This window comes from uncultured Veillonella sp., assembly GCF_905209685.1.
In the GTDB taxonomy this organism is placed as follows: Bacteria; Bacillota; Negativicutes; order Veillonellales; family Veillonellaceae; genus Veillonella.
Genome location: NZ_CAJLUB010000072.1, coordinates 1 through 8,967, shown reverse-complemented (window position 1 = coordinate 8,967; position 8,967 = coordinate 1). Strand labels below are relative to the sequence as shown.

Genomic DNA, 8,967 nt, shown 5'->3' with positions numbered 1-8,967 from the left:
ATCATCATAGCCAGCCTCAGCAGTACGTTCACCTACAACATCGTTAAAGGAGAATACTGCACCAGGTTTAATCAATGTACCATTGATTTTATCAGATGCGAGTTGAATATTATGTGTTCTGCTTTCATTATTTGGATCAAAATCTGTACTAAAGGATGCTAGAACGGTATTTAATGGTTTTAAATCAGAATCAGTAACCTTAATAGTATTTTTTGTGGTAAATACCATAGATAGAGATGTGATGCTTTCTCCAGATTGTAATTGATCCTTAAGGTTTTGTAAGGTTGCATCAATATCAATGCGTTTACCTTCTTTAGCAGGATGGAATACAACTTGACCCTTCTCAATAGTTAGATATGCATCATGACCTGGAGTATCAATTGATTTGGCAAGTTCTGTAAGGTAGGTTTTACTTTTTACCTCGTCTAGCTTATATTGTGGTTGAAAATGTTGGCCATAATATAAGGCATTAAATCTATGTGCAAGCAAGGTCCACCAATCATCTTCATACCCATATGTAGAAATAGCTTTCACTACAGCCTCTGTATCTACCTGAATACCTAAATCATGATACGTAGCCTGTTGTTTTTTATTATTCCCCATATCAATGGATATAGTCTGTTGTGGTATTTTACTATTTAGTTCTTGTATTTGAGCTTGTAATTCACTCTTTGGTGTATTAGATAAATCAGTATCATTGTAAAATACGCCATACGATATATTTTCTGTTGGGATGTATGAGCAGCCGCTCGTACTCAGCAGGACAAGCATAGTCCCTAATATTATATATTTTTTACTCATTGTATTATAAACTCTCCCAAATTAGTCATTATATTCTCTAATTATAGCATATAAGTACCTATTCTATGGTACAATTATATTGATATTTTTAGGGGTAAGGGTGAATTATGTCAGAGTCTAAGGAACAACAAAAACATTTCTATTTGCGCAATAATGATGCGCTTATGAATAGTACCAAGTTGTCTATGAAAGCCAAACAAAGTATATTGCTGTCTAAGGCTGAAAATACTGTGGATGCTTACGAATCGGATTGGGACGATTTCGTAGATTGGTGTACCTATCAAAAGGTATCTTATTTTCCGGCTACACCAGAAACTATAGTGAACTATATTAATGATCTTGCTGATTATGCTAAGGCAAATACGATTTCTCGTCGTATTAGCGCTATATCTGAGAATTATAATGCGTCTGGCCATCGGGATAATCCATGTATGGCACCTATCGTAAAACAAGCGTTACGGGGCATTAGACGTTTAAAAGGTACATTCCAACAAGGTAAGACACCAGTCCTATTAGAGGATATTGAAGATATTTTAGATTGTATGACCAAGCTAGATGTACCTGAATTACAACTATTACGTGATAAAGCTATTCTTTTAATCGGATTTATGGGTGCTTTTCGGCGTAGCGAAATTGCGGCTATTACAGTAGAACATCTTCAATTCTCTCCACAAGGTGTTGAGATCTTTGTACCATCATCTAAAGCTGACCAAGAAGGTCAAGGTGCTGTAGTGGCGATTCCGCATCTATCTGGTTCTCCTTTAGACGCAGTTCGTGCCTTACAGCAATGGTTACGTGCATCTGGTATAACAGATGGTCCTGTATTTAGAGGTTTTACTAAAAATATGTCGTTACGTAAAACAGCTATATCAGATAAGATGATTGCCGAAATCGTAAAGAAATATATTTCTCTTATCGGTCTTGATCCTGCCATGTATGGAGCCCATAGCTTGCGTCATGGCTTTGCAACGACTGCTGCAGCTTATGGTGTGGAAGAACGTAATATTATGAGACAAACACGCCACCATAGCGTAAATATGGTTCGTCGTTATATTAATGAAGCGAACAAGTTTGTAGACAATCCTATCTCAACAATCTTTGAAAAGCGATTTAGATAAAAACTATAAATCAGTTGATTTAGATAATAACTATAAATCGGTTAATAACATACATGAAACAACAAAAAGCAGCTATCTCTATTGAGTAGCTGCTTTTTTGTGTGGGTTACACCCATATATATTTAGTTTTGAGCCACATAGTCCAAAGCTCTAACTGGACTATCAGTTTTATGTGCTGGTACCTTTAAAACTGTACCAGGTACCAGTGTACCAGAATCACTGATATTGTTAAGTTCTTTCATGGCATATACCATTTCACGAACATCCATATCTTTATGAGCTGTGCGAGCTGCAATATCCCACATTGTATCGCCTACTTGTACTTTTACTTCGCGTACTGCATGTGTATTTGCATCTGTTACAGGGTTTGTCATATTATAACCAAATAATACTGTTAAGCACATTCCTAGCATCATTAATATATTTTTCATCTCATACCTCACATTTATATCGAACATAATATCTGAGAACATTTGTTTGTTTATATGCATATGATAGCACACGAACGAATGTTCGGTCAAGAGTTTTAGAACAAATGTTTGCAAAAACTTTTAAAATTGCCTATAATAAGTATGTAAGTTAGTAATTATCTTACTTTTTTATTATATAGTACGACATGTGTTATTTTTTACGCATATAAATATTGACATTAGATTGAGATTATATTGACTTTGGAGGTTCATCGTGAGACGCCCTGCTACAGATATTAATACTAAACAGCGCCGTATATTAGATTTTATTAAAGATTCACTACATAATGAATATCGTTGCCCTACTGTTCGTGAAATCTGTACACATGTAGGGCTTAGTTCTACATCTACTGTACAATCTCATTTGAATGCTCTAGAAAAGTTTGGTTATATTAAACGAGATCCTAATAAAAACCGTGCTATTACTGTATTAGAGGATACAAAACCTTCTATTTCTGTAGATGGTAATGAAACTTCCAGTTCTGATAACTTTGAATTTTTAGGTGCCGGCCTTAAACAAGTTCCTCTCATTGGTACTGTTCAAGCTGGTATGCCTATTACCGCTGTAGAAAATTTAGAGTCTACCCTTACATTGCCTGTTCAATTGACTGGGGATTCTGATTGCTTCTTACTTCGCGTTCAAGGCGAATCTATGATGAACATTGGTATGTATGAAGGTGATATGCTTATTGTACGCCATCAAAATACTGCTAATAATGGTGATGTTGTTGTAGCTCGTATAGATGATGAAGCTACAGTAAAACGTTTTTATAAAGAAAATGGACATATTCGTTTACAACCTGAAAATGATGATTTTGATCCTATTATTGTAGATGATTGTCATATTGAAGGCCTAGTAATTGGTCTTGTACGCGATAGAATTTAATAAAAAACGGCTACATATTATATTGTAGCCGTTTTATTTTTATATTAGTTCTCTATTAAGTTTTAACAATCTATATACAGATACAAAAAACAGTAGCTACATATGATAGCTACTGTTTTTTGTATCTCTATATTTTATTTTACATATTCAGCTAAAGCTTTATCAATGTATGCTGCTTCTTCAGGACTAGGATCACACATCGGTAAATTAAATACACCAGCAGGTAAGCCAATTTTACGAGCTGCATATTTAACAGGAATTGGGTTTGTAGTGATAAACATGGCTTTAATGATATCCGCTAAGCTTTGATGAATACGAAGTGCTTCGTGATTATGACCTGATTCATAAGCTTGAATCATAGCATTCATATCTTTGCCAGCCAAATGGGACACTACGGATACTACACCACAAGCACCTACTGATAACATTGGTAATGTAAGTCCATCATCCCCACTGTATACCATGAAGTCTTCTCCTGGCATTAAGCGTTTGATTTCAGATGCAATCATAAGATTGCCACTAGCTTCTTTAATAGCACATACATGTGGATATTCACTATGTAATTGAGCTAGTGTTGTAGGAAAAATTCCTGTTCCAACACGGCTTGGTACATTATATACCATGATTGGAAGTGTAGTAGCCTCTGCAATAGCTTTAAAGTGTAAATATTGGCCTTGTTGATTTGGCTTATTGTAGTAAGGTACTACAACCAATAAACCATCAATTCCATCAATTTTAGAAACTTCTTTCACAAATTCTACAGAAGATTTTGTGTCATTTGAACCTACGTTAGCAATAATAGAACCTTTATGACCACATTCTTTAGCAATAGCTGTAAATAATGCTAATTTATCCTCTTTAGACATGGATGGATTTTCCCCAGTTGTACCACATACAACGAGGCCATCAGAGCCATTATCTAACAAATGATTAGCAATAGCTACACTATTTTCTATGTTTAAGGATCCATCATTATTAAATGATGTAATCATAGCCGTTAATACTCGACCAAAGGTTTTCATATCTGTCCTCCCCTTGATAGATTAAAATGCTTGTTTTTCTACCAAGTACTCAGCAATTTGCAACGCATTAAGTGCTGCACCTTTACGAATTTGGTCCCCTACAATCCAGAAATTCATACCTTTGTCGTTATATAAGTCTTTACGAATACGGCCGATTTCACAGTCGTTTTGATTAGATGTATATAATGGCATTGGGTAAATTTGTTCTGCAGGATTATCTTTTACTTGTAAACCAGGGAATTTCTCACATGCTGCTTTGAAAGCTTCTACAGAAACTGGTTCTGCTGTTTCTACTAAAACAGATTCAGAGTGGGAACGATACACTGGAACACGTACAGTAGTTGGTACAACTTGAATTGTGTCGTCGTGAAGAATTTTTTGTGTTTCATGAACCATTTTCATTTCTTCTTTTGTGTAATCATTGTCCAAGAACACATCAATTTGTGGCAATAGGTTAAATGCTACAGGATAATGTTTAGGTGCAGAACCTGTTGGCAATAAGTTTGCAGTCATTTCTTCGCCGGCTGTATATTGTTTTACTTGGTTTTCAAGTTCTTCAATACCTTCTTTACCTGCACCAGATACTGCTTGATATGTACTTACAACAATGCGTTTAATTGGAGAAATATCATGAAGTGGTTTCAAACCTAAGCTCATAATAATAGTGGAGCAGTTAGGATTAGCAATGATACCTTTATGTTTTAAAATATCTTCTGGATTTACTTCAGGTACTACAAGAGGTACTTCAGGATCCATACGGAATGCACTAGAGTTATCAATAACGATAGCGCCTCTTTTAGCTGCTTCTGGTGCTAATGTTTTAGAAATAGAACCACCTGCAAATAGAGCGATATCAATATTTTCAAAAGATTCAGGTTTAGCTTCCTCTACTACATATGTTTTACCATTAACGGTAAGTTCAGTACCTGCAGAACGAGCAGATGCTAACAATTTAAGATTTTCATATGGGAAATTACGCTCTTCAATAAGTGTAATAAATTCAGCACCTACTGCACCAGTAGCACCAAGAATTGCAACATTAGGTTTTTTCATTACTATATCTCCTTGCTCTTATATTATAAATAATGCTCTAAGCCGTATGTTAAACCAGTTTTAGTACTAATTTTTTTACATGCTAATACTACGCCTGGCATAAAGGAAAGACGACTTAAACTATCGTGACGAATCGTTAAGGTTTCATCATAGCCACCAAATAGTACTTCTTGGTGAGCTACGTAACCAGGTAAGCGAACACTGTGGATGGTTACGTCATCAACCTTAGCGCCACGAGCACCTGGTAAACTTTCACGAGTTAAATCTTCTGCTGCAGTTGCATTCGCAGCTTGTTTAGCTTCGTTAGTTAATTTAGCTGTTAAAATAGATGTACCAGATGGAGCATCATATTTATGGTTATGATGTAATTCAATAATTTCTACATTAGGGAAATATGGAGCCAATTCAGCAGAAACCTTCATCATCATAACTGCACCAAGAGAGAAATTAGGTGCTACAAGGCAATTGGCATTATTCTTACGACCAATAGCATCTAATTCGTCGCGTTGTTCCGCTGTTAAACCAGTAGTACCAATAACTACATGAATTCCTGCAGATAACATCTTTTTAGCATTTTCATAGATGACAGCAGGATTTGTAAAATCCACAATCACATCAGGTTTATTTGTATCAAGTACCTCATCGATGGAGGCATTCATTGTAATACCTAATTGTTCGATGCCCGCTACGGTGCCTACATCTTGACCTGCTTTTGTAGGATCGATACCACCTACTAATGTTAATTCAGGATCATTATGTACTGCTTTGACTACTTCGCGGCCCATTTTACCGCCAGCGCCATTTACCATTACTCGAATCATATATACCTCCAAAAAAGCCAGTGGATGCATCCACTGGCCTTATAGTTTATATAGCTTATAACTTTTACTAAAAGCTCAATGATAGCACTCCACCAATTCAAATTGATGACAGTCATCTATCTATTAAATAGACAACCAGAACGATGAGTCGCAATCATCGAACTTCGGCAAGCATCCCTTTTATCATGGATCAATGCATGCCTACTCCTCATGATTACTCTTTATACTCGCACCTCTATCAACATATTCACTTAATACTATTAGTATAAGTAATTATGCGATTTTAGTCAATTAAAATGGTCAATTAGTTCTTTAGCTGCTGCTAATGCAGTGGAAGACATGCCTCGACCAGACATCATAGAAGCAATTTGTGTAACTCGTTCCTCTTCATTAAGTACCGACAATGTTGAAACAGTACGATCATCTTGCTCAATTTTAGCCAAATGGTAATGTTGCTTTGCAATACTTGCTGTTTGAGGTAAATGAGTAATACAGAATACTTGATTAGTCTTAGAGAGATGTAGGATCTTTTCAGCAACCTTTAAAGCTATATCTCCACTAATACCAACATCAATTTCATCAAATACCATTGTCTTGAACGTATCACTACGGAAGACAGATTTGAAGGCTAATGCAATGCGAGCTAATTCGCCACCAGATGCTACCTTGTGAAGTGGTAACAATTCTTCCCCCTTATTGGCGGAGAATAGTAGTTCAATAGATTTTGCACCTAAAGCTGATAAGCCGTCCCCATCCTCTATATGGAATTGAATCTCTCCTTTTGGCATGCCTAGGTCTACTAATTCCTGATGTAGAGCGTTAGCAATGATGTTTGCATTTTTTAGACGTATGTCACGTAAAACTGTTAAAGCTTCTTCTGCGACCTTTTTCGCCTCTTCAAGACGAGCTTCTAATTCATCTTGTGCAAATACAAGGCCTTCTAGTTCCTCTAAACGAGCTTGTGCCTTTTCTTCGTATGCCAGAATTTCTTCTACAGTTTCACCATATTTTTTCTTTAAGCCGTAAATAGTTGTATCTCTATCTTGGCAATACTTATAGCGTTCTTCGTCATAGCTAATAGTATCTCTATAACGATCTAACGATTGAGCCGCCTCTTCCAGTTGGAAATAAGCAGAATCAACCATTTCAGATACTTCTTTCAGTTCACCATCATATTTTACAAGGTCATTAACCTCTACCTTAATAGAGTTGATCGTGTCTAGTAATGGTTGGCGACCATTATAAAAGGCATCATAACAAGAACCTAATACCTTATCAATATGTTCAAAACTATCGAGTCGTTTTAATTCCTCTGCAATAGAAACATCTTCACCGATTGTAAGTCCTGCTTCTTCAATCTCATCGATTTGGTATCGTAGCATATCGAGCTCTCGCGCTCGTTCAGACATATTTTCTTGTAAATGATCTACATCTTGTTTGGCTTGCTTATATATTTTATAGGCATCTAAATATGTCTTGTAAGCCTTCTGTCCCTCTTTATTATAGGTATCTAAATATTCATGATGGGTATCGGCATCTAACAATCGTTGATTACTATATTGACCATGAATATCAGCTAAATGTTGACCAATTTCTTTTAATGCTTTTAATGGTATAGGTTGATCATTAGCTAAGATGGTAGATTTACCGTTGCGGTTAAATGACCGAGAGAGAATTAACTCCCCTTCCTCAACCATAATATTTTTAGATTCTAATAGTTCTTGTATACTTTGGTGATCGGCAATATCAAATATTCCATCTATAACAAAACTATCTTTACCATGACGAATGAACTCGCTGCTTGCGCGCTCTCCTAAAAGGATACTAAAGGCATCCATTAATATGGATTTCCCTGCCCCAGTTTCGCCGGTAAAGATAGTTATGCCATCATTAAATGAAATATTCATTTGCTCAATCAACGCAAAGTTGCGAATGCTCATTTGCGTTAACATCTATTTAGTCCTTCATTAAATCTTGAATTTTCGCCAAAATTGCTGGAACTTCAGCTTCAGATTTTGCAATTAACAAAATTGTATCATCACCAGCTAATGTACCAATAATTTCAGACCATTTTGCATGGTCAATAGAAAATGCTACGGATTGAGCTGAACCAGGAATTGTATGTAATACAACTTGATTTAAGCTATGATCTACCTTAATTAGAGAATCTTGGAATAATCGATTGATTCGACTACGAGATAGAACTACATTTTCTTCTGGAGATAATGCATATCGATAGTGTCCATCGCCTGTAGGAATTTTGATTAACATCAATTCCTTAATATCACGAGAAACAGTAGCTTGCGTTACCTCAATACCTTCTTCTAATAAGGCCGCTGCTAATTCCTCCTGAGTTTCAATCGCCTTGGACTGAACGATTTCTTTAATTTTGTTATAGCGATAGCGTTTCATTTTGAACTCCCTTTTTTAAAACTTGCACATAAAAGAGAATAGTATCTTTCTGCTATTATTATACCATATATTCATAATTAATATATGGTATAAATCGCATATCTCATACTAGTTATGCATATTATATTTATATTTAAAAAAATGTTAACATTCTATAGATTAAGGGCGTACAAACACATAGCCTATAAGCTTCATCTATTTATACGAAATTAATAATTTAAAACTAGAATAATATGCATGTATAAATAAAAGCCCCTATAAAGGGGCTTTTACATGTTTCTTATGAGTTTTATTCATAATGAATAAAGATATATTTCGTTTTATCGTTTTTGCAATATAAATAACTCAGGTGGATTATGTATTTGGTTCATCGGATGCCAATGG

At 35.5% G+C, this 8,967-nt stretch carries 9 protein-coding genes and 1 riboswitch; of the genes, 2 read left to right on the top strand and 7 right to left on the bottom strand.

The features are described from left to right. Nucleotides 1–801, bottom strand: an 801-nt coding sequence (locus tag QZ055_RS06245; RefSeq protein ID WP_363178844.1) for a peptidoglycan binding domain-containing protein, incomplete at its 3' end; no start/stop codon positions are given. Nucleotides 802–908: 107 nt separating this feature from the next. Here QZ055_RS06245 and QZ055_RS06240 point away from each other — a divergent pair. After that, the gene (locus QZ055_RS06240; protein ID WP_295825345.1) at nucleotides 909–1,919 is read left to right on the top strand and encodes a site-specific integrase; all 1,011 of its coding nucleotides are present in this window, start codon (nucleotides 909–911) and stop codon (nucleotides 1,917–1,919) included. A 122-nt stretch (nucleotides 1,920–2,041) separates the two neighbouring features. Here the strand turns inward: QZ055_RS06240 and QZ055_RS06235 are convergent, their stop codons facing one another. Further along, nucleotides 2,042–2,350: a LysM domain-containing protein gene (locus tag QZ055_RS06235; protein WP_295825344.1), complete on the bottom strand. Its 309-nt coding sequence runs from the start codon at nucleotides 2,348–2,350 to the stop codon at nucleotides 2,042–2,044. Between the two features lie 253 nt (nucleotides 2,351–2,603). On the opposite strand from QZ055_RS06235, the gene lexA reads away from it, so the two are divergent. Continuing rightward, nucleotides 2,604–3,275, top strand: coding sequence for a transcriptional repressor LexA (lexA, locus tag QZ055_RS06230; RefSeq protein WP_005386617.1), 672 nt, complete (start codon nucleotides 2,604–2,606; stop codon nucleotides 3,273–3,275). Between the two features lie 134 nt (nucleotides 3,276–3,409). On the opposite strand, the gene dapA is transcribed toward lexA, so the two are convergent. The 5 genes from dapA to argR form a co-directional block, all read right to left on the bottom strand. Next, on the bottom strand, nucleotides 3,410–4,297 hold the full coding sequence (gene dapA / locus QZ055_RS06225) for a 4-hydroxy-tetrahydrodipicolinate synthase (protein ID WP_295825341.1): 888 nt from the start codon (nucleotides 4,295–4,297) through the stop codon (nucleotides 3,410–3,412). A gap of 21 nt (nucleotides 4,298–4,318) precedes the next feature. Beyond that, nucleotides 4,319–5,350 carry an aspartate-semialdehyde dehydrogenase gene (locus QZ055_RS06220; RefSeq protein WP_295783303.1) on the bottom strand — a complete coding sequence of 344 codons (1,032 nt, stop codon included), beginning with the start codon at nucleotides 5,348–5,350 and terminating at the stop codon, nucleotides 4,319–4,321. 23 nt (nucleotides 5,351–5,373) lie between these two features. After that, nucleotides 5,374–6,171 carry a 4-hydroxy-tetrahydrodipicolinate reductase gene (gene dapB / locus QZ055_RS06215; RefSeq protein ID WP_295825340.1) on the bottom strand — a complete coding sequence of 266 codons (798 nt, stop codon included), beginning with the start codon at nucleotides 6,169–6,171 and terminating at the stop codon, nucleotides 5,374–5,376. Between the two features lie 74 nt (nucleotides 6,172–6,245). Further along, a riboswitch (Lysine riboswitch) is annotated at nucleotides 6,246–6,417 on the bottom strand. A gap of 41 nt (nucleotides 6,418–6,458) precedes the next feature. Continuing rightward, nucleotides 6,459–8,123 (bottom strand): DNA repair protein RecN, encoded by a 1,665-nt coding sequence (recN, locus tag QZ055_RS06210; RefSeq protein ID WP_295825338.1) that lies wholly within the window; start codon nucleotides 8,121–8,123, stop codon nucleotides 6,459–6,461. A 4-nt stretch (nucleotides 8,124–8,127) separates the two neighbouring features. Continuing rightward, nucleotides 8,128–8,583: an arginine repressor gene (gene argR, locus QZ055_RS06205; RefSeq protein ID WP_024065706.1), complete on the bottom strand. Its 456-nt coding sequence runs from the start codon at nucleotides 8,581–8,583 to the stop codon at nucleotides 8,128–8,130. Nucleotides 8,584–8,967: the final 384 nt, after the last annotated feature.